We start from the raw sequence: 20,440 nt of genomic DNA on the forward strand, positions 1-20,440 counted from the left end.
TATGAACAGGAACTTAACGGTCGCAATGACAGCTGCGTTGATGATGACGGGGACTGTGTCTCAGGCACAGGAAGTCAATATCGGGCGTAGCAACATCACGCTAAAAAGCGACCTGATGACGCCTGAAGCTCTTTGGGCTATGGGTAGAATCGGGTCGGCACAAGCCTCTCCTGATGGTAAGAAAATCGTCTATCAAGTAGGCTACTACAGCGTTAAAGAGAACCGAGGACATCAAGTGCTTCGCATTATGGATGCCGATGGTAAGAATGACAAACTACTGACTACCTCTGCTAAAAGTGAGAGTGATGTAGCATGGTTGGACAACCAGACTCTAGCCTTCCTAACCGATGGTCAGCTATGGACAATGTCGACTGATGGCAGTAATAGACATCAACTGACTCACTCTGACATAGCCATCGAAGGCTTCCGATTCTCACCTGACAAGAAGCGCGTGGTATTGGTCAAGAGCATTCCTTATCACGGCACTATCAAGGAGAATCCAGATGATCTTCCAAAGGCAACAGGTATGTTAATCACTGATATGAACTATCGCCACTGGGATCACTACGTAACTTCTAATGCGCACCCATTCGTTGCCAACGTCACAGCTAATGGCGTGGATGCAGGCAAGGACATACTTGAGGGCGAGCCGTATGAGAGTCCAATGGCGCCTTTCGGAGGGATTGAACAGATTGACTGGAGCACTGATTCAAAGTCAGTTGCCTATACTTGTCGTAAGAAGGAGGGCACTCAATATGCCATTTCTACCGATGCCGACATATTTATATATAATGTGGAAACGGGTAAGACAACCAACCTCTGCAAGCCAGCCGACTATGTGGAACCAAAGATTGATGCGACAAAGAGCATGCGAGATCAGGCTGTCAACCATCAATCAGGAGACTTTAATGTAGGCTATGATGTCAACCCTAAGTTCTCACCTGACGGCAAATACATTGCTTGGCAGAGCATGAAACGCAATGGATATGAGAGTGATCGCAATCGACTCTGCGTCTATGAACTGGCAACAGGACGCAAGACTTATGTCACAGAGAGCTTCGACTCGAATGTAGATGACTATACTTGGAGTGCTGACTCTAAGTCTTTATACTTCATCGGAGTATGGCATGCAACCGTTAATGTCTATCAGACTAACCTCAAGGGTAATGTTCGTCAGCTTACAAAGGGCGACCATAACTATGTAAGTATCGCTCTATTAGGTAATAAACAGCTCTTAGGTATCCGACAGAGCATATCTCAACCGAATGAAATCTATGCTATCACGCCCTCAAAAGGCAATGCGGATAGCCAACAGACACAGCTTACTTTCGAGAATAAACACATCTTCGACCAACTCGCTTTAGGCGAGGTTAAAGATCGCTGGGTCGCTACTTCAGACGGCAAGAAGTTGCAGGAATGGGTCATTACACCGCCTCACTTCGATCCTAACAAGCGTTATCCAACTCTCTTGTTCTGCGAGGGTGGACCTCAAAGTCCCGTCTCTCAGTTCTGGAGTTACCGCTGGAATCTACAGATCATGGCGGCTAATGGCTATGTAGTAATAGCCCCGAACCGTCGCGGACTACCGGGTTATGGCAGTGAATGGAACGAACAAGTAAGTACCGATTGGACGGGTCAGTGCATGCGTGATTATCTATCGTCTATTGACGACGCAGCGCAGAATTTGCCCTTTGTTGACAAGGATAACTTGGCTGCAGTGGGTGCTTCTTTCGGTGGATTCTCGGTTTACTACCTTGCAGGAATACACAATAAGCGATTCAAGTGTCTGATTGCTCACGATGGAGCATTCAATCTCGAGAGTATGTACACGGACACTGAAGAGGCTTGGTTCAGCAACTGGGAGTATGATGATGCGTATTGGAACAAGGACAAGAGTGCGTCTGCTCAACGCACATATGCCAACTCTCCACATCTAAACGTTGATAAATGGGACACCCCGATACTATGTATCCATGGTGAAAAAGACTATCGTATTAACGCCAACCAAGGCATGGGCGCATTCAATGCCGCTCGATTACGTGGTATCCCAGCAGAGCTCTTGCTCTTCCCAGATGAGAATCACTGGGTGTTGAAACCACAAAATGGTATCCTCTGGCAACGCACCTTCTTTAATTGGCTCGACCGCTGGTTGAAGAACAAATAAGCACGAGGAGGACTGGTTCTAGATATCCTAATTGTTTTTAAGATACCTAGAACTTCTAGGCAACTAGCACTCATTAGAAAAACAAAAGACAATAATCAAGAAAAAACAAAACAATCAATTATAATGGTAGAAACAATTCAAAGAAAGCTCAGTGACAGTCCTAAAGCCCGTTGGACAGCCCTGATTATAGTTGCATTTACTATGATGATGGGGTACTTCCTCACTGATGTAATGTCGCCATTGGAGGCACTCTTAGAGACTCCAAAGGCTCAGGGCGGACTCGGATGGACGTCAAGTAACTACGGATTCTTCGCTGGTAGTTATGGACTCATCAATGTCTTCCTACTCATGTTGTTCTTCGGTGGCATCATACTAGACAAGATGGGCATACGATTCACAGGTTTGATGGCATGCTCCTTGATGGTGATTGGTGTTGCAATTAAGTACTTCGGCGTTAGCACCGACTTTGGTGATAGCGTCTTCTCTATCAGTGCTTTCGACTTCAGTTTACCAATGTCTGCGGCCGTAGCATCGCTTGGTTACGCTATATTCGGTGTAGGTTGTGAGATTTGCGGAATCACAGTTTCAAAGGTAATCACTAAGTGGTTCACTGGTCACGAGCTTGCTCTTGCGATGGGAATACAGGTAGCTTTGGCTCGTCTTGGTACTGCCGGTGCCATGATGGGTTCGTTACCATTTGCCAAGGCGATGGGTGGTCACGTTAGTGCACCAGTCCTTCTTGGTCTCGTTCTACTCGTTATTGGTTTGCTTGCATTCATTGTTTACACCGTAATGGATAAGAAGCTCGATGCGTCAACAGAGGCAGTTGAGGGGCAGAATACGGCAGATAGCGAGGATGAAGGGTTCCACTTCTCCGACTTGAAGTTTATCTTCTCCAACCCAGGTTTCTGGTGTATTACAGCTCTATGTCTGCTCTTCTATAGTGGAGTATTCCCATTCCTTAAGTTTGCAACAAAGCTGATGATAGCCAATTATAACGTATCCGACACCTTTGCAGGAGTACTTCCAGGATTGATTCCATTCGGTACCATCCTTCTCACCCCATTGTTCGGAACGCTTTACGACCGCATTGGTAAGGGGGCAACTCTTATGCTCATTGGTAGTACAATGCTCACTTGTGTGCACTTCATCTTTATGATTCACATCCTCCCAGTGGGCTGGTTTGCAGTCGTAATCATGCTTGTCTTAGGTGTAGCATTCTCTTTGGTACCATCTGCCATGTGGCCAAGTGTACCAAAGATTATCCCTATGAAGCTCCTCGGTTCGGCGTATGCAATCATCTTCTACATACAGAATATCGGTTTGAGTCTAGTGCCAATGGCAGTAGGATCATTCAATAAGAACGACCCAAGCTACTTCTCTATGGAAGCGTTCTTCACCTCTTGTGGTGTTGCTGCAATCATTGTTTCGCTTGTACTTATCGTCATTGACAAGAAGAAGAAGTACGGTCTTCAGGAAGCAAATATCAAGAAGTAAGGGTGCAGGAGGGAGGTTCTATCCATCAAGGATAGCCTTCTTTAAACCCTATTCTTATTCTCCGAAAAGCCTCCCCCAACCCTATTCGTAGGGAAAGAAGAAGCCTCACCCCCGTCTATCTACAGCCTCACCCCCGTTCATCTACAGCCTCTCCCCCGTCCCCTCTCCGAATGGAGAGGGGCGTGAATACTATTGTTTGCAAATAAAGGGGGCGTTCCTTTGAAGTAAGGAGAGGCTCTTCTCGACATAAGGAAACGCCCTTCTCCAAGCGAGAAGGGCGTTTCCTTATGTCGAGAATATTATTACCTCTATTCCCGCTAACTATTCTCTTCCATCCTACTAGTAGTAATCACTCCCCTCTCCATTCGGAGAGGGGACGGGGGTGAGGCTATAGATGGGTTGGGGGTGAGGCTTCTTCTCAAGTGGAGAAGGGCGTTCCTTTAATTCTAGAATATTATTACCTCTATTCCTGCTAACCATCCTCTCCCATCCTACTAGTAGTTTTCACTCCCCTCTCCATTCGGAGAGGGGACGGGGGTGAGGCTGTAGATGGTTGGGGGTGAGGCTTTTTGTTAAATCAAAGAAGAGCCTCCACACGCAAACACTTGGTGGTTTCTTCGGTGAGACGGAAGCGATGGTTAATACGCTGACCGACAACCCATAAGATTGTCCCCGTGGCATCTTGCAAGACAAGTTGCGTGCGTTTCTCAAAGCGGTTACGCTTCCGATTGGTTAAAAAGTCGCTTACTAATTGCGTACCCTGCATACCCAATGGAGTGAAGCGATCGCCTACCTCTGTTCGACGAAGGGTCAAAGGGAAACGGATGGAGGCTGCATCAAGGTCGATGATGTTCGCATCCTTCGAGAAAGAAAGGGGTGTTTGTGGGTTACGAAAAGACGTCGTTAGTCGGATAGAAGTATGTTCATCATAGATATAACGCCCCGTTTCAGGAATGACGAGTGGGCGTGGAACATCGTGTTCAAGCGGTAGAACGAGCAGAGAATGACGATCGTGAGTAAGCTCATAAGCCGTTGATTCCCATAATTGCCCTGTCTTTTCGTCTGCAAGTTCGGCAACTTCTGTAATCTGAGAAGTCGTAAATCCGAGTGGTTTCAACACATAGAAAAGAAGATAAGAAGGTGCAGGGAATTGTCGAACAACCTGTAAATCAAGTACAAAAGGAACATTCTCTTCGGGTTTGAAAGGACGTTTGAAAGATATTTTCTGACCATTCCTAAGAGGCTTGACAGCCGATTGTAACGCCTGTAATAAAGATTCTTCTACTATCTTATCTACATCCATCAAGTGCCGAGCCGTTGTAAGAATAGCATCGTTAACAGACGGGTTGATAGCTGCTAACTGGGGTAAGATATTCAATCGGAGTTTGTTTCTTACAACGTCATCAACGAGGTTTGTACTATCAGTAACATATGAGATAGACTGCTGATGGAGGTATTCTTCAATCTCCCGACGGCTCACGCAGAGCAGAGGACGCACAATGTCGCCCTTCTTCGGACGGATTCCAAGCATACCACTAAGCCCCGTTCCACGCACAAGATTGATGAGTATCGTCTCGACCGAATCCTCTTGATGGTGCCCAACACATATCGCATCAGCCCCAAGAGCCTCTTTCAACTGAAAGAAGTAACGATAACGCAATTCACGTGCAGCCATCTCTATGCTCACTTTATGCACCTCGGCATAGGTCAAAGTGTCAAAGTGAGCAATGTGAAGAGATATGTTTAATTGTTTACACAGGCTCTGGCAATACTCCTCATCACGATTGCTTTCATCGCCACGGAGGTGGAAATTGCAATGAACAGCGTCTGTCTCATAACCTAACTGGCGCATTGTCAACAGCAGGGCGACGCTATCTGCACCGCCCGAAAGGGCTACAAGGCAATGAGCCTTAGGCTTTAAGAGCTGTTCCGAGGCTATGTAACGCCTGATCTTATTCAACATATAGCACCAAGCCCTTCAAGTATTCGCCTTCAGGATGATATATATTGATAGGGTGATCGGCTGGTTGATGAAGCTGATGGAGTATCCGCACCTTTCGACCCGCTTGTGCGGCAGCTGTGAAAACAGCCTGTCTAAAGTTGTCTTTAGTCACTACTTGAGAGCAACTAAACGTAAAGAGAATACCGCCAGAGCGTATCTTTTCAAAGCCTTTCACATTAAGACGTGTATAGCCACGAAGCCCGTTCTTCAATGCTTGTCGGTGTTTGGCAAAGGCTGGAGGGTCGAGTATAATAAGGTCATACTTGCCCTCGTTGTCATCAAGATACTTAAAGGCATCCTCGCAGAAAGCCGCATGTCTCGTGTCTTCGGGGAAGTTAAGAGCAACGTTCTTATTGGTTAATTCGATGGCTTTTGCCGAACTATCGACAGAATGAACACACTTAGCTCCACCGCGCATAGCGTACACAGAGAATCCACCAGTGTAACAGAACATATTGAGAACACTGCGTCCTTGGGCATAGTATTCCAATAAACTGCGGTTCTCTCGTTGGTCAATAAAGAAGCCAGTCTTCTGTCCTTTCAACCAATCAATATGGAACTTTAAACCGTTCTCAATCGCTATGTTGTTATCCGTCTGACCATAGATAAACCCATTCTCTTGCCCTAGGTCGGCTTTAAAAGGTAAGGTTGTCTCACTCTTGTAATAGATACTATCGAGTTGATCCCCCATCACTTTCACCAGTGCACGAGCAATGACTTCACGACAGACGTGCATCCCGACGGAATGAGCCTGCATAACAGCTGTTGTGCCATATATGTCTATTACAAGTCCTGGAAGGTTGTCGCCCTCACCATGAACGAGGCGGTATGTGGTATTGGGATAGCCCTCCTTGGTAGCACCCGACTGACGAATTACACCGATGGCATTGCGTACCTGCAAGGCAGCAGAGAGCCTGCTCTCCCAGAACTCATCGTCAATCTTGACATCATGAAATGATAAAACTCGTACGGCAATAGAGCCTATTTGGAAGTGACCAACAGCTATGAAGCGGTTGTCGTGGGTCATCACTCTGACGATATCACCCTCTTCCAATCCTTCATCAATACGATTAATTGCACCTGAGAATATCCATGGATGGAAACGAAGTAAACTCTCTTCTTTTCCTCTATTTAAGTATACTTGCTTATACATAAAGTGTTTTTTCGTTTATTATTCCTTTCATCTTGTTATTAACAAAAGGCTCACACGGGGGCTTACTCGCTCTTGTGTGCAGCCTCAACAGGGGTTGCTGGCTCTGGAGTGGGTACAACAACTAATTGGTAATCGCCCGTTTCCTTCATCTCATGCAGACGTTCATAGAGCTTAATACAAGTCCATGCATCGGTGGAAGCATAGAGTTTCTGCTTGTCATTCAACACCTCATTCTCCCAGTTGGAGAGCTGTTCCCGCTTGGCAATACGCTCGTGGAAGACGTTAGCATACAACTTCTGAAGACTCATGTCTTCGATTCCTAACGACTTAACATAGTCCTGTAAGTCAATAAAATAGCCTGGTTTGAAGTTGGCGCGTTGGTGAAGCATAAGCATATCATCGCTTAGTGAGAGTCCAACTTTGGGCACAGTGGTATCCTCAAGAAACCTCTTTATACAATCAGGGATACCTATGTAGTTCAGACGAAAGAGGAAACACACATCGTGATCACATGCTTGTAGGAGCGCAACTTTGCGTCGGTGCCCCTTTTTAAACACTGGTCTTGTCTCCGTGTCGACGCCTATAATATCCCTGGAGAGCAGATAATCGACTGCTTTCTCAGCCTCCGTCTCATTGAGAATGACAACAATTCGACCAGGAAAGGTCACTCTTGGTAATTGAGATATCCTACTTTTATCGAACTTATTATATATTACTTTATTCATTTCCAATACTCAACTGACTTGCAAAAGTATAAAAAAAGTATTAAAACCTGTACTTATGTGGCATGAAATTATTACTTTTGCAAGGATAAAACATTGATAAGATAAATGGCAAAGAAGAAATCCGAACGCAAGAGCAAGACGTTCACTGAGGCACTGGGGCTCAATAATATCATTAATGACAAGACGGGGTTTGTGGTCGGACTCATACTTTTGTGCGTCGCTTTATTCATCTGCATTGCTTTCATTAGTTACTTTTCTACGGGACAGGCAGACCAGAGTTTGGTTGTAGATATGCGTCCCGGAGAGGTTCAGAATGGTGCTCGTGAGTTCCAGAACTACTGTGGTTCTATCGGAGCATTGCTTTCTTACGGTCTTATCTCACGTTGTTTCGGTATTCCCGCATTCCTTATTCCTGCCTTCATAGCGCTTTGTGGCGTTCGAATGATGGGTGCTTACAAGCAAATAAGTCTAACGAAATGGTTTCTCGGGATGGCACTTGTAATGGTATGGGGGTCCGTCACGTTTGCTAAATTCCTAACTCCTTTGATGGGAGAGCAGGTTTTTAACCCAGGAGGCGACCATGGGGCATTCTGCGTCCAATATATGGAGAATCTTATAGGAGCACCTGGTTTGGTGTCGATACTAGTAATCGTTATGATTGCATACCTTACCTATTTGACTGCAGAAACTATCACTATTGTACGCAAAATACTAAATCCTGTGGGCTACATACGTAGTAAGGTGAAGTTCACCGTGGTGCGTGGTCGACATCAGGGAGATGCTAACAACAATGATGAAGAGGATATTCTCATGCCCAACGAGGAGCCAGAAGACGAGGTTGAACCCATTGACTCAAGCCTTACCGATCCTATCGACTTGCCCACCGAGCCTACTGGTGTAGAGCGTCTACCCGACTCTTTCCCTGAAAAAGGAGTAGTTCCTACACCACAAAAGAACGAGAAGAAGAATGAGAAACCGGGCTTTGATGTGGAAGAGACACATAAGACAGAGGTGGCAAGCGGGAACACTGTTGCCAACGACGAATTACTCTTAACGCCTATAAACCCACGTGAGCCATTCACGAAATGGAAGTTTCCTACACTCGACTTACTCAAACAGTACGATTCAGATAACCGGACTAACTATGTGAGTCAAGAGGAGTTAGAGGCTAACAAAGACCGCATTATAAAGGTTCTAAGCGACTTTGGCGTACAGATAAGGAGCATACGTGCAACGGTAGGACCCACTATCACGCTCTATGAAATTACTCCCGCACAGGGCATACGCATATCTAAAATAAAGAATTTAGAGGATGATATCGCTCTAAGTCTTGCTGCCATTGGTATAAGAATCATTGCTCCTATGCCAGGAAAGGGCACTATCGGCATTGAAGTTCCTAATGCGAAACCTAACATCGTATCGATGTTCTCGATCCTAAACTCTAAGAAGTTCCAAGAGTCGAAGATGGAGTTACCAATCGCATTAGGCAAGACTATCACCAATGATGTGTACATGGTCGACCTCGCAAAGATTCCTCATCTACTCGTAGCGGGCGCCACTGGACAAGGAAAGTCCGTTGGTTTGAATGCTATCATCACTTCGCTCTTATACAAGAAACACCCAAATGAATTGAAGATAGTGCTTGTTGACCCTAAAAAAGTTGAGTTCAGCGTGTACTCCCCAATAGCTAAACCATTCATGGCAGCCGTTGAAGAGAACGAAGAAGAGCCTATTATCACTGACGTACAGAAGGTTGTTAAGACGCTGAAAGGACTTTGCGTGCTCATGGATGAGCGTTACGACAAACTCAAGGCAGCCCGTGTTCGTAACATAAAGGAGTACAATCAGAAGTTTCTGAACCACCACCTTAACCCAGAAGAGGGGCATGAATACATGCCATACATCGTTGTTATCATTGATGAGTTCGGTGACTTGATCCTCACGGCAGGCAAGGAAGTGGAGATGCCTATCACTCGTATCGCCCAACTAGCACGTGCCATTGGTATCCACATGATTATTGCTACACAGCGACCAACGACTTCTATCATCACAGGTAACATCAAGGCGAACTTCCCGGGACGCATTGCTTTCCGTGTAGGAGCGATGATGGACTCTCGAATTATCCTCGATCGACCAGGTGCGCAACAGCTTGTTGGACGTGGTGATATGCTTTATCTCAACGGAGCTGACCCTGTTCGTGTGCAATGCGCATTTGTGGATACACCCGAAGTAGAGAGTATCTCGAAGTTTATCTCTAATCAGTTGGGACCTGTGGCACCATTGGAAATCCCAGAGCCATTGTCTGATGACGATGCTGCTGGCGGTGGTTCGCTTGACACCCACAGCCTGGATCCACTCTTTGAAGAGGCTGCTCGTGCCATTGTCGTCAATCAACAAGGATCAACAAGTATGATTCAACGCCGTTTCTCTATCGGTTACAACCGTGCTGGAAGGCTCATGGATCAGATGGAGAAAGCTGGTATCGTGGGGGCTGCGAAGGGTTCTAAACCACGTGAAGTATTGCTTAGTGACGAGGTGAGTCTCGATAATCTCTTGGCAAGTCTACGTGGATAACAACCCAAGAACAGCAACTTTTTAATTAAAGAAAATACGTCGATTAAAACAATACGACAATGAAACAAATTAAGTATCTACTATTACTTGTAGCCATCTTGATGGCTAACAGCACCTTTGCACAGAGTGCGGCAAAGGCGAAGGAGTGCCTCGATAAGGCAACTGCAATCGTCTCTAACCAAAGCGGTATCACCGCTCGTTTCACCATTTCAAGCCCTAGCATGGGGCATACCAGCGGTTCCATCTCGGTGAAAGGTACTAAGTTTGTTGCCACAACACCGCAAGCTACCATTTGGTTTAACGGCAAAACGCAATGGACTTACATGAAGTCTACCAACGAGGTGAACGTTTCTAACCCTACTGAGGCACAGCGAGTAGCCATGAACCCATACGCTTTGATGACCCTATATAGACAAGGTTACGACCTGTCAATGACGGCTCAAGGCGGCTCATACGTCGTTCACATGAAGGCAACAAACGCTAAACGAAGTGTGTCTGAGGCTTATGTAACCGTTAGCAAGGGCTATCAGTTGCAGGGAATCAAGATGAAACAAGGAGGGAAGTGGACTACTATTAAGATTAGTTCTATCCAACGCAAGAGTCTGTCAGACGGCATTTTTAACTTCAATAAGAAGCACTGCCCGAGTGCAGAAGTTGTTGATTTAAGATAATAAACACGCTCTTTTCTTCCTTTATTTATCAATCATCAAGAAAAGAGGAAAGCGATAAGAAAGAAGCAGAAGGAGACAGGGATGACTTATTGGGAGACCTTTCTAACTCTTCGCCAACACTTCTCTCTCGCTGAAAAGCGCATTAAACAAAGGAGAGCCAACCGCATAGCAAGGTATATCTACTATGCGTTGACGCTCTTTGCGTATACTTATATTGCATGGGGCGGATGGCAACTTGCCAACTTAGCAAGCGAACCTGACCATGGTGGCTATCGTCTCATCTTTATTCTCTTACCCCTCTTTCTCATCGTTGACCATATCTTTCGCTATGGAACAATACGTCAGGAATTCTTCCGATTGCGCCCTTATCTTCTCTTACCACTGCCCCGTTACGCATGTGTCGACTATCTCATCCTGCGTCAGATAGCGCAACATGGTAATCTCTTCCTACCTCTCATCGCTATTCCCTTTGGTTTGAAAGCCTTATTACCAGCCGTCGGACCAATGGAAATGATGGGCTACACGCTTGGAATATGCCTACTTAGTCTTATCAACGGACAGTTTTTTCAAATCACACAAACACTATCCTCACGCCGACTTGTTTATTACCTCTTACCCATAGTGGTTTATCCACTCCTCTTCTTCCCCTTTTTCTTCGTGCCATCTGTAGCTGATCTCTTTCATCAGGCGGCTCTCTTCGGACAACTAATCATGCGAGGGAACATCGCTTTCTATCTACCAGCTCTGTGCCTACTCATCATCCTCACGCTCATAAACAGGCGTGTTCTGTTGAGTCATCTTTATTATGAAGCATACACAGCAGGCGTAACAAAGACGACAAAAAGGCGTGTTCTATCGCTCAATTTCCTAGAGCATTTCAAAGAGTTAAGCGAATACTTGAAACTGGAAGTGCGTTTCATCCAACGCAATAAACGCTTGCGTCACTCCTTTATCAACAGCACCTGCTTCATTATCTTTTATTCGATAGCGATGATTTGGCAGTCGGAAAGCGGTTCAACCATCACTGCAACCATTCTTCTCTATTGTTTTTCAATCTATGGCATAGCCTTTCTTACACCCTTGATGTGCTATGATGGCAACTATTTCGAGTGCCTTGTCATGCTGCCAAAGAGCCTACCTCAACTCTTACTTGCTAAGTATTACTTTTATTCCGTACTCTTGCTCATCCCCTTATTGTGCCTCCTTCCTGCCGTGATAATGGGTAATGTGAGTCTGTGGCTCATCCTCGCATTCTTCCTTTATACCGCTGGATTCACTTATAGAATACTCTTCCAAATGGCTATATATAATAAGGTGTCATACCCTATGAACGCCTCTCACTCGGCGACTCGATCGAACACGAAGATACCATACATGCAATACATCGTACCTTTCATAGTCCTCGGTCTGCCCGTGCCTATCATCCTTTTAGGGAAAAACTACCATCTAGAAAATCTATCTAACCTTCTTCTTGCTCTCATCGGATTGCCCTTTATTCTTACGCACCAGCACTGGATTAAACAGATCAACCGCCGAATGAGAGTACAACAACACGAACAGATTGCAGGCTTCCGAGGCTGTTAGATGCAGAAGAAGCAGACTGATAAGATTCTGTGAAGCATTCTCCAGCTGTGCAGATTAGCTATTTCTCTTTTTATCCCAACCCTCTTCCGTTTAAGAAAGTTCCCTCCCCTATCCTATTGAGAATACACGAACTACAAGAAAAGAATATGTTTTGTAGATCACGATGAAGGATGTGTAAAAACGGAGATAAGTCACTTCTGATATTTATTTACAATCTCGTTAGGAGATAAAAACAGGTTTCTTGAATGATTGAAAACCTACAAGCAATAAAAAAAGCGATGGCCTTCTCAGGTGATCGCTTGCAATCTATAGGTATTAGTTACTTTCTAAAAGGTAAAAGATTGTGTTCAGGATAACGATACAAAGATATGATTTTTTATTGTAACTAGCAAACTTATCCAACACTTTTTCATGACATTCTACGTGTGTACGAACACATATTTAGGTGATTAATGGGCGTGATTTAGAACCTATCCAGCCATCTCAACAACCTCAGCCAACCTCCCCCACAAAGAAAAAAAACATCACCCTAACTTCAACCACAGCCTCACGTCTAACTTCTCTACAGCCTCACCCCCAGCCCCTCTCCGAATGGAAAAGCCTCCCCCAACCCCTCCGAAAGGAGGGGAGAGCCTAACGGGAGCAAGTTAGGAAAAGGCATTCTTAATACAAAGAGGGCGTTTCTTCAATGTGAAGAAACGCCCTTTTCATTGCAAGGAAACGCCCTCTTGACGTGCAAGGGAGGCTCTTTTAGATAGAAAGAAACACTTGGGGGAACACATCCCCTCCTTTCGGAGGGGCTTAGGGAGGCTTTTAGTTGATTTAAAGAAACAGCCTCACCCCCGTCCCCTCTCCGAATGGAGAGGGGAGTGAAGACTATTAGTAGGATGAGAGGGGGGTGGTTAGTGGGATTATAGATAATTGTATTTTAGAATCAAAGAAGAGCTTTTGGGAATAACATCCCCTCCTTTGAGGGGCTTAGGGAGGCTGTTTGTTGAATTAAAGAAATGCTTTGTGGGAATACATCCCCTCCCTCGGAGAGGTTTAGGGAGGCTTTTTAGTAGAATTAAGGAAACGCCCTTCTCCAATCGAGAAAGGCGTTTCTTTGCCTCGAAGAGAGCCTCTCCTTACATCAAATAAATGCCCCTTTTCTTTGCAAACAATGGTTTTCACTCCCCTCTCCATTCGGAGAGGGGGCGGGGGTGAGGCTGTAGATGGACTGGGGGTAAGGCTGTAGCTAGTTAGGAGTAAGCTTGTAGCAGGCTCTCTTATTAAGCCCCTCTCTCTCTTAAATAGATATACCCTGCATCAGAGCTGACGTCAAAAAAAAACGCTAAAAAGTTTGGTCAATTCATTAAAAAGCTATACCTTTGCACTCGCAAAAACGATTTGAGCGCCCTTAGCTCAGCTGGTAGAGCAACTGACTCTTAATCAGTGGGTCTAGGGTTCGAGTCCCTAAGGGCGCACAACTAATAGGTTTTTGACCCAAACCAATCGTTTAGCTTGCGCCCTTAGCTCAGCTGGTAGAGCAACTGACTCTTAATCAGTGGGTCTAGGGTTCGAGTCCCTAAGGGCGCACAAAGAGGATTTCTATTTATTAGAAGTCCTCTTTTTTTATACTTGCAAAGATGGATATGTAAGATTAATGGCGAATTATCCGTAAGATAATTACGGATAATTGGAATTTAAATATTACCTTTGCGAAGAAAACATCAATTATGGTACTATGCTAGTTAAGTTCGCTGTAACCAATTATCGTGGGTTTGCTCAAAGAATAGAATGGGATTTGAGTAAGCCGAGTAATTATTCATTTAATACTTTCGCAATAAAGAATGGAATTATAAAGAATGGTATTCTCTATGGTCCCAATGGTTCAGGGAAATCGAACTTTGCCTTATCTCTGTTTGATATTGTCAATCACTTATCACAGAGATGGAGACCATCAGATTATTATAATAACTTTGTGTTTGCAGGGAAACCCACTTCTCTGGTAAGTTTCGAATATACTTTCCGCTTTGGTCAAGACGAACTTTATTATACGTATAAGAAAGGTTTAACAGGAATAATAAGGAGTGAGAAGTTATTAGTAAATGGTAACCTTGTGTTCTCTCGCACGGAAGGAACACAACTGGAACTTAGTTCCGAATATCCCATCGACAGCGCAGTTAGATCGAATCTATCCGATAATGTCAATAACGTTTCCATAGTAAACTTCCTCCTTGCCACATATCCTCTTCCTGCCAACCATTATCTCTTTAGACTACAGGAATTTGTAAACTCCATGTTGTGGTTCCGTTGTCTGGAACAGAGAGAGTTCATTGGTTTAGTCTCAGCACCTATCAATTTGGATGAATACATCATCCAGGAAGGACTTGTAAAAGACTTTTCTAGTTTTCTGCAAAGGGTTAGTGAACAAACATTCAACTTCGTTACCCCAGCAAAGGGAGACCGGGTCTTGCAGTGTATATTCAATAGCAACAAAGTAACATTCGACTCCATAGCCTCTACGGGGACACATTCGTTAATGCTACTCTATTATTGGATCAAACAGATGTCGAATGCTTCTTTTGTATTTATCGACGAGTTTGATGCCTTTTATCACTATGACCTTTCCTATAAAGTATGTAAGGAGTTGTTCTTACTTGATAACTGTCAGATATTTACCTCTTCGCATAATACTTACCTCATGACCAATGATTTGTTGCGACCAGATTGTAATTTTATCATTAACAACAATAAGATTAAACCATTGACAGATTGTACAGACAAGGAACTACGCTTCGGACATAACATAGAAAAACTATTCCGTGGAAAGGCTTTTACACTATGATCTTATTCATCGTAGAGGGTTCTAAGACTGAACCAAGAGTATATGAGACTATTAAAAGGTTATATTTCAGAGACGAGGAAGATATAATTTGCATCTTTGGGAGTAATATCTATGGACTTTACAATCGTCTGAAGAAGTATAATGCGGACTTTGACGACATTGGCAATGTTGCTAACATTGTCGATGTTATCAGAGAGATGGATCCTAAGAATGCAGAGGTATTAAAGAATATAAAGCTCTCTTCTGATATTGATCAGGTTTTTCTGTTCTTTGATTATGACTTTCAACATGCTTACCATGTGCAAGAGCAGCATCCAGAATGTTCATTAGAAGAGATACTAAAGGAGGATGATACAAGACTAAAAGAGTTATTGGACTTCTTTAATGAAGAAACTGATATGGGGAAGTTATACATTAACTATCCTATGATAGAATCACTGAAATATACGAAACAACTTCCTGATGTAGATTTCCACACATACAGAACAACATTAGAGGAGTGCCGTGGTCAATTCAAGAAAGTGGCTGAGGAGTTCTCAGACTATAAGGCTTATAAGGGGATTCTATGGGATAATGCACCTGATGAGATTGATGAGATAAGGCGTAATTGGGAGCTATTAAAGCAGCAGAATGTTATGAAAGCAAATTACATTTGTACCCTCTCTTATAGTATGCCAACTAGCAAGGAGGATGTGTCACAACAACAAGTATTTGCACACCAAATCAATACATATGATAAGAACAAATCGATTGCTATCTTAAATTCATTCCCTTTGTTCTTGTATGATTACCTTAAATAAGATTCTAAGATAGCAATGGATGAAAGATAACACTTATCTCTTTCATTATAATAAGATGAATGGTAAGCAGTTGTACAAATGCTGAGAAGTAAGTTTATATACACCTATTATTATATAAACTGACAATTAATAAGATTCTTGAGAATTGATGTTTTCCAGTGGAGAAAAGAGTTGAGCGGAATACGGGAATCGAACCCGCCTCTCAGGCTTGGGAAGCCCGTGCACTACCGATATGCTAATTCCGCAATGGAGCCGATACCCGGACTCGAACCGGGGACCTACGCATTACGAATGCGTTGCTCTACCAACTGAGCCATATCGGCGGTCTTGCAGATGCAAAGATACTGCAAAAAAAACAAACAACCAAATTTTACTTCTTTTTTGTGTAGCATTTTCTATTGTGGATGAAGCAATAATAAGAAGATCATCCAGTGTTCTTTGCAAAGATTCCCTATAGACAACCAAGAGAAAACGATATGCACTTGATGGATATAAGGGGCGAACTATCAGAAACTAATCTACATAAAAGAGGAACTGATACTATACGAAAAGTGAGCTGAAACAGCACCCACAATTACTTGTAGGAGCTGCCCAACTCACTAACACTTAACAAACCAACCTAATTATTTCTTGATGACTTTCAATGTCTTGTAAGTCTTTCCATTCTTCATTACTTGTACGAAGTAGATACCACGAGCACCACTGATTGCGACATTTACAACCTGTCCTTCTACTGCATCAAACTGGTTGCTCTGTAAGAGAGAACCGGTTGCGCCAAGGATATTTATTGTATAATGACCATTCTCAGCAAAGCGCATGTTCACACTTTCAACAAATGGATTAGGATAAACACTCAAGCCTGTTTGAGCCTCAACAGTAGAGATACCGTCTGGAATTGCAGTGATATCAACGATCTCATTCACCGTCTTCTCATCTTCACCCCATCCGTTCTTCAACTTCAAGGTAACGTTCTTCTTACCTGGAGCAGCATAGGTTACAACTGCAGTCTTATCAGTAGATGAAGAGATAACACCATCGCCCAAAGTCCAAGTAGGAACAGTCTTAATCTCGTATGTACCTACAACACCAGGGAAGCCTAATACATCGTTGTTTGGCTTTTGGTCAACGTAAGAAGCACTTGATGTATTCTCGCCACCACTACCAGCGACAACAACAACAGAACCATCAAAAGCACTACCTGCGCTACCGAGGTTCTTAAACTTCATACCATTAGCCTCCTCGAATGTGAAGTAAGCCTTCAAGTCAGTAGGAACCTGACCTTCCTTATAGCCCTTCATCGCCTGCAATACCTCATCGTCAGAGAGTGGCTTGCTCCATACCTGAACCTCATCAATGACACCATTGAATCCGCTCTTGTAAACACCACCACCACCGATGAAGATGTCAGCTACCTTGTTAGCATCGATACGTGGATCGCTCTGTGCAACATCCTCACGACGCTTAGAGTTTGCGAAGCTGTGGTCAGCCACCTTACGACCGTTGAAGTAGATCTTCTGCATATTGCCTTCATCCTGTGTTACAACGATATGGTTCCATACACCAGGAGTAACATTGTAACCCGTAGACATCACATCCTCATAAGGATTGTCGTGAGCAGTCCAACCCATAGTGTTGAACGAAATCTCATTCGCCTCGTGCTTTGTTCTATGACCCTGCCACTGTGGACGGATAGTTACCCAAAGGTCACCCCAGTTGTTATGTGGCCACTTGTCATGAATAGAGTTCTTATTGATAAGGTTTGTACCCTGACTATCATGGCTGAACTTGTCTGCCTTGAACCAGAGAGCATATGAATAAGACTTACCCTGCTGAACATCACCAGGGATACGGAACATCTTAGGGTCGGTAATCTCAAGACCACGTGACGCCTTGCCCTCACCGAGACGACCCTCGTAAGTGTAAGTTACGTTCTGACCTACCTTCTCTGTTGTCTTGTCTGCAGTGATATCGGTAATCTGAGGAACAGCACCTGTAGCCTCTGGTGTAACCTTTACCTTACCACGAATGATGCTTTCCTTACCGTTGCTATCCATAACAACGAGGTCGTATGTACCCTCTGTTGGAACAGTAAACTTAGCACTTGTACCGCTTTCGCCCTGAGCAACAACAGCACCAGTAACAGCATCCTTCAACTTCCATGACTGAGCAGCAGGAACCATGTCATCAAGATACTTGAGGGTAAATTCCTCGTTTGGCTTGATAACAGGACGGTCAGCAACGACATCGCTCAATGGCTGGTTGTAAGCAACCTCCTTATACTCTGACCAAACAATGTCAGAACCCTTCTTACCATCAGGAGATACGGCACGTACACCGAAACGGCAGTCGCGCTTGTCGGCACCTGATACCATTGGAGCATCAACAACATAGGCAGCCCAAGAGGTAGTAGCGGTAAGCAACTGCACTGGCTGGTCTTTCTGCTGGAAGTAGATTTCATAATACCATGTACCAACTTCATCGTTATAAGTCTTCTCCCAACCTGATTCTTCCTTAGAAGCATACTGCATCTTGAAGTCACAAGCGTTGTAACGACCACGGAGAATCTCAACCTTCTTGATTGTTGGAGTGGCAGTAGCAAAGTCTTTTGCATTGTCGCGGAGCGCCATCTCACCAACACGCAACTCATAGTTGGCAGGAGTATTCTCAACAACAAGACCCATCATAGCTACCTTATCACCAGCAGCCAAACCGAGTTCAGAAGCCTTTACTGTAAAGGTCTTCCACTTTCCCTCAGCCTCAACAGCTGGCAATGCTACCTCCTTATACTCGGTGACGTGGTCCTTCAGGGCTACAAAGAACTTAGCATGTGTGTCCTTGTCGGCAATCGTCTTATAGGTAACAGAGAACTCATAGTCTGGCTTTACCTCAAGCATTGTCTTAAAGAGTTTCACACGTGAGAATGCTGTCTGACCAGAGATAGACAAACATGAGCCACCCCAGTAAGCATCATCGAAGGTAAGTTCTGCCTTTGCAAGACTATTGATATTCCCTGTGTTTACCTGATCAGCACCATCAGTAATCCACCAACGCCATGTTGGCATGTAATCCTGCGTATTGAGGTTGTACCACTTGTGGTTGAAGGTAACCTTACCATCCTTGCGGAAGCTCAAACCATTACCAAGGTTAAAGCGTGAAACGAATGGAACCTGCTGGATAGTAGACTTCGCTGTGAGGAAGGTAGCAAGTCCGTGGAAGCTCTTTAAGCTTGCATTCGCCAAATTGCACTCCGTATTGATGGCTGGTAACAGACCTGGATTGTTATAACCACCACTAAACATAAGCTCTTGCTTCTTCAGATAAGTCTTCTGAATAGCAATGTCAGATGTACCATTGTCGGTAGCACTCTGGTGGATAAGACTCTGCTTGTGAGCGCCCCAGAAACCGATAGAGATATCGTTATCCAACAATGCGCTCCAACTTGCCTGACGCAAACCACGACCTTGAATGTCAAAGCCTGCATAATAATCGAAGCTGCTACGACCCAAACGCTTAGCTGTATTAACAGAAGCACTCAGATGACCAGGACCCCAGTTGTAGTTAGCAAACAACATATCAGTTGCAATGTTGTCCTTATCACCGAAGATCTTTTGGTTATGATAACCCAAACCACCATCAAAGTGAATCTGACCATCATCACTTGTACCGTCATACCAGTGCACTTCAAATTTCCAGTTGAGTTTCTCTGCTTCCTTATGACAGGCAACAAAGAACTCTGACAACTGTGTCATAACAGAAGAGCTGGTACGGAACTCAGAGTTAAAACCAATACCATTGATACCATAGTACTTCATCATACGAACCAATGGCTCTGCATACAAATACTTATCGCCACTCTTCTGAGTAAGTCTGAACAATACTCTACTATAGACATCACTTCTCCAAGAAGTCAAGTAAACTGAATTTCCAAAAGGAATAGACATCAAAGTACCTACGGTAACACCGTTCTTATGAGCAACGTCAGTCAGACCCGCAGTAGAACGAATCCAAGGTGAAGTCCAGTTTCCGTGGATATCAATGTATGACCACAAACTAAAGTTATCGCCCTCAAAGCAATAACGAGGGAGCGCCTTCCACTGAGCGGTAGGGTCGTCAAGCGGTGTCCACAGACACATCTTACGATCGCGCTTCACGCCTTGGCGCACCTGATAGTCACCGTCCTTAATACGCTCGAGTGGACGAACACGTGAGATAAAGAACTGGTCGTCAATCTCGCTGACGCCCTGTGGCTGCTTCATCTCGCCTTTCAACCACGCTTCAAGGTAGTTAGGCAGGTTCTCAAACTTAGCATCCTGGATGTCCAATGGATGTGTTGGCGTACGCTGTGCACTCACAGTGAGGCAGCTTGCCAATGCCAAGGATGCAAATAAAGTAATCCTTTTCATGAATAATAAATGTTTAGTTTATAAATAATTTTAGGTT

At 44.3% G+C, this 20,440-nt stretch carries 11 protein-coding genes and 4 tRNA genes; 9 read left to right on the forward strand and 6 right to left on the reverse strand.

The window, feature by feature from the left end; translation table 11 throughout:
- Position 1: 1 nt before the first annotated feature.
- Positions 2 to 2,164: an alpha/beta fold hydrolase gene (locus O3603_RS04635; protein WP_371521044.1), complete on the forward strand. Its 2,163-nt coding sequence runs from the start codon at positions 2 to 4 to the stop codon at positions 2,162 to 2,164.
- A 72-nt stretch (positions 2,165 to 2,236) separates the two neighbouring features.
- Positions 2,237 to 3,661, forward strand: coding sequence for an MFS transporter (locus tag O3603_RS04640; RefSeq protein WP_371521178.1), 1,425 nt, complete (start codon positions 2,237 to 2,239; stop codon positions 3,659 to 3,661).
- A 577-nt stretch (positions 3,662 to 4,238) separates the two neighbouring features.
- On the opposite strand, the gene tilS is transcribed toward O3603_RS04640, so the two are convergent.
- The 3 genes from tilS to O3603_RS04655 all read right to left on the reverse strand — a co-directional run bounded on the left by tilS (position 4,239) and on the right by O3603_RS04655 (position 7,541).
- Positions 4,239 to 5,624, reverse strand: a complete 1,386-nt coding sequence (tilS, locus tag O3603_RS04645) for a tRNA lysidine(34) synthetase TilS (protein WP_371521047.1) — start codon at positions 5,622 to 5,624, stop codon at positions 4,239 to 4,241.
- Positions 5,614 to 6,816 carry a class I SAM-dependent rRNA methyltransferase gene (locus O3603_RS04650; protein ID WP_371521050.1) on the reverse strand — a complete coding sequence of 401 codons (1,203 nt, stop codon included), beginning with the start codon at positions 6,814 to 6,816 and terminating at the stop codon, positions 5,614 to 5,616. The genes tilS and O3603_RS04650 overlap by 11 nt, the downstream gene beginning before the upstream one ends.
- Before the next feature lie 62 nt (positions 6,817 to 6,878).
- On the reverse strand, positions 6,879 to 7,541 hold the full coding sequence (locus O3603_RS04655; RefSeq protein ID WP_371521052.1) for a 3'-5' exonuclease: 663 nt from the start codon (positions 7,539 to 7,541) through the stop codon (positions 6,879 to 6,881).
- A gap of 105 nt (positions 7,542 to 7,646) precedes the next feature.
- Between O3603_RS04655 and O3603_RS04660 the strand changes: the two genes are divergently transcribed.
- From O3603_RS04660 to O3603_RS04690, 7 genes are all read left to right on the forward strand, one after another.
- Positions 7,647 to 10,115, forward strand: coding sequence for a DNA translocase FtsK 4TM domain-containing protein (locus O3603_RS04660; protein ID WP_371521055.1), 2,469 nt, complete (start codon positions 7,647 to 7,649; stop codon positions 10,113 to 10,115).
- 59 nt (positions 10,116 to 10,174) lie between these two features.
- The gene (locus O3603_RS04665; protein ID WP_371521057.1) at positions 10,175 to 10,786 is read left to right on the forward strand and encodes a LolA-like putative outer membrane lipoprotein chaperone; all 612 of its coding nucleotides are present in this window, start codon (positions 10,175 to 10,177) and stop codon (positions 10,784 to 10,786) included.
- Between the two features lie 81 nt (positions 10,787 to 10,867).
- Entirely contained in the window at positions 10,868 to 12,370 is a 1,503-nt protein-coding gene (locus tag O3603_RS04670) for a DUF5687 family protein (RefSeq protein ID WP_371521060.1), read from the forward strand.
- Positions 12,371 to 13,763: 1,393 nt separating this feature from the next.
- Positions 13,764 to 13,836: transfer RNA gene (locus tag O3603_RS04675), tRNA-Lys, on the forward strand.
- A 39-nt stretch (positions 13,837 to 13,875) separates the two neighbouring features.
- Positions 13,876 to 13,948 (forward strand) — tRNA-Lys (locus O3603_RS04680).
- 100 nt (positions 13,949 to 14,048) lie between these two features.
- Complete coding sequence (locus tag O3603_RS04685; RefSeq protein ID WP_371521063.1) at positions 14,049 to 15,200, forward strand: ATP/GTP-binding protein; 1,152 nt, start codon at positions 14,049 to 14,051, stop codon at positions 15,198 to 15,200.
- The gene (locus tag O3603_RS04690) at positions 15,197 to 16,000 is read left to right on the forward strand and encodes a hypothetical protein (protein WP_371521066.1); all 804 of its coding nucleotides are present in this window, start codon (positions 15,197 to 15,199) and stop codon (positions 15,998 to 16,000) included. Before O3603_RS04685 ends, O3603_RS04690 begins: the two co-directional genes overlap by 4 nt.
- Before the next feature lie 174 nt (positions 16,001 to 16,174).
- Here the strand turns inward: O3603_RS04690 and O3603_RS04695 are convergent.
- From O3603_RS04695 to O3603_RS04705, 3 genes are all read right to left on the reverse strand, one after another.
- Positions 16,175 to 16,245, reverse strand: a tRNA-Gly gene (locus O3603_RS04695).
- Positions 16,246 to 16,247: 2 nt separating this feature from the next.
- Positions 16,248 to 16,323: transfer RNA gene (locus tag O3603_RS04700), tRNA-Thr, on the reverse strand.
- 300 nt (positions 16,324 to 16,623) lie between these two features.
- Positions 16,624 to 20,403 (reverse strand): LamG-like jellyroll fold domain-containing protein, encoded by a 3,780-nt coding sequence (locus O3603_RS04705; protein ID WP_371521068.1) that lies wholly within the window; start codon positions 20,401 to 20,403, stop codon positions 16,624 to 16,626.
- Positions 20,404 to 20,440: the final 37 nt, after the last annotated feature.

It is taken from the genome of Prevotella sp. 20925_1_30, from assembly GCF_041433025.1.
GTDB lineage: Bacteria > Bacteroidota > Bacteroidia > Bacteroidales > Bacteroidaceae > Prevotella > Prevotella vespertina.

Coding starts and splice junctions, on each gene's coding strand:
- O3603_RS04660 (WP_371521055.1), top strand. CDS start 7,647: ATGGCAAAGAAGAAATCCGAACGCAAGAGCAAGACGTTCACTGAGGCA.
- O3603_RS04655 (WP_371521052.1), bottom strand. CDS start 7,541: ATGAATAAAGTAATATATAATAAGTTCGATAAAAGTAGGATATCTCAA.
- O3603_RS04635 (WP_371521044.1), top strand. CDS start 2: ATGAACAGGAACTTAACGGTCGCAATGACAGCTGCGTTGATGATGACG.
- tilS (WP_371521047.1), bottom strand. CDS start 5,624: ATGTTGAATAAGATCAGGCGTTACATAGCCTCGGAACAGCTCTTAAAG.
- O3603_RS04650 (WP_371521050.1), bottom strand. CDS start 6,816: ATGTATAAGCAAGTATACTTAAATAGAGGAAAAGAAGAGAGTTTACTT.
- O3603_RS04705 (WP_371521068.1), bottom strand. CDS start 20,403: ATGAAAAGGATTACTTTATTTGCATCCTTGGCATTGGCAAGCTGCCTC.
- O3603_RS04665 (WP_371521057.1), top strand. CDS start 10,175: ATGAAACAAATTAAGTATCTACTATTACTTGTAGCCATCTTGATGGCT.
- O3603_RS04670 (WP_371521060.1), top strand. CDS start 10,868: ATGACTTATTGGGAGACCTTTCTAACTCTTCGCCAACACTTCTCTCTC.
- O3603_RS04690 (WP_371521066.1), top strand. CDS start 15,197: ATGATCTTATTCATCGTAGAGGGTTCTAAGACTGAACCAAGAGTATAT.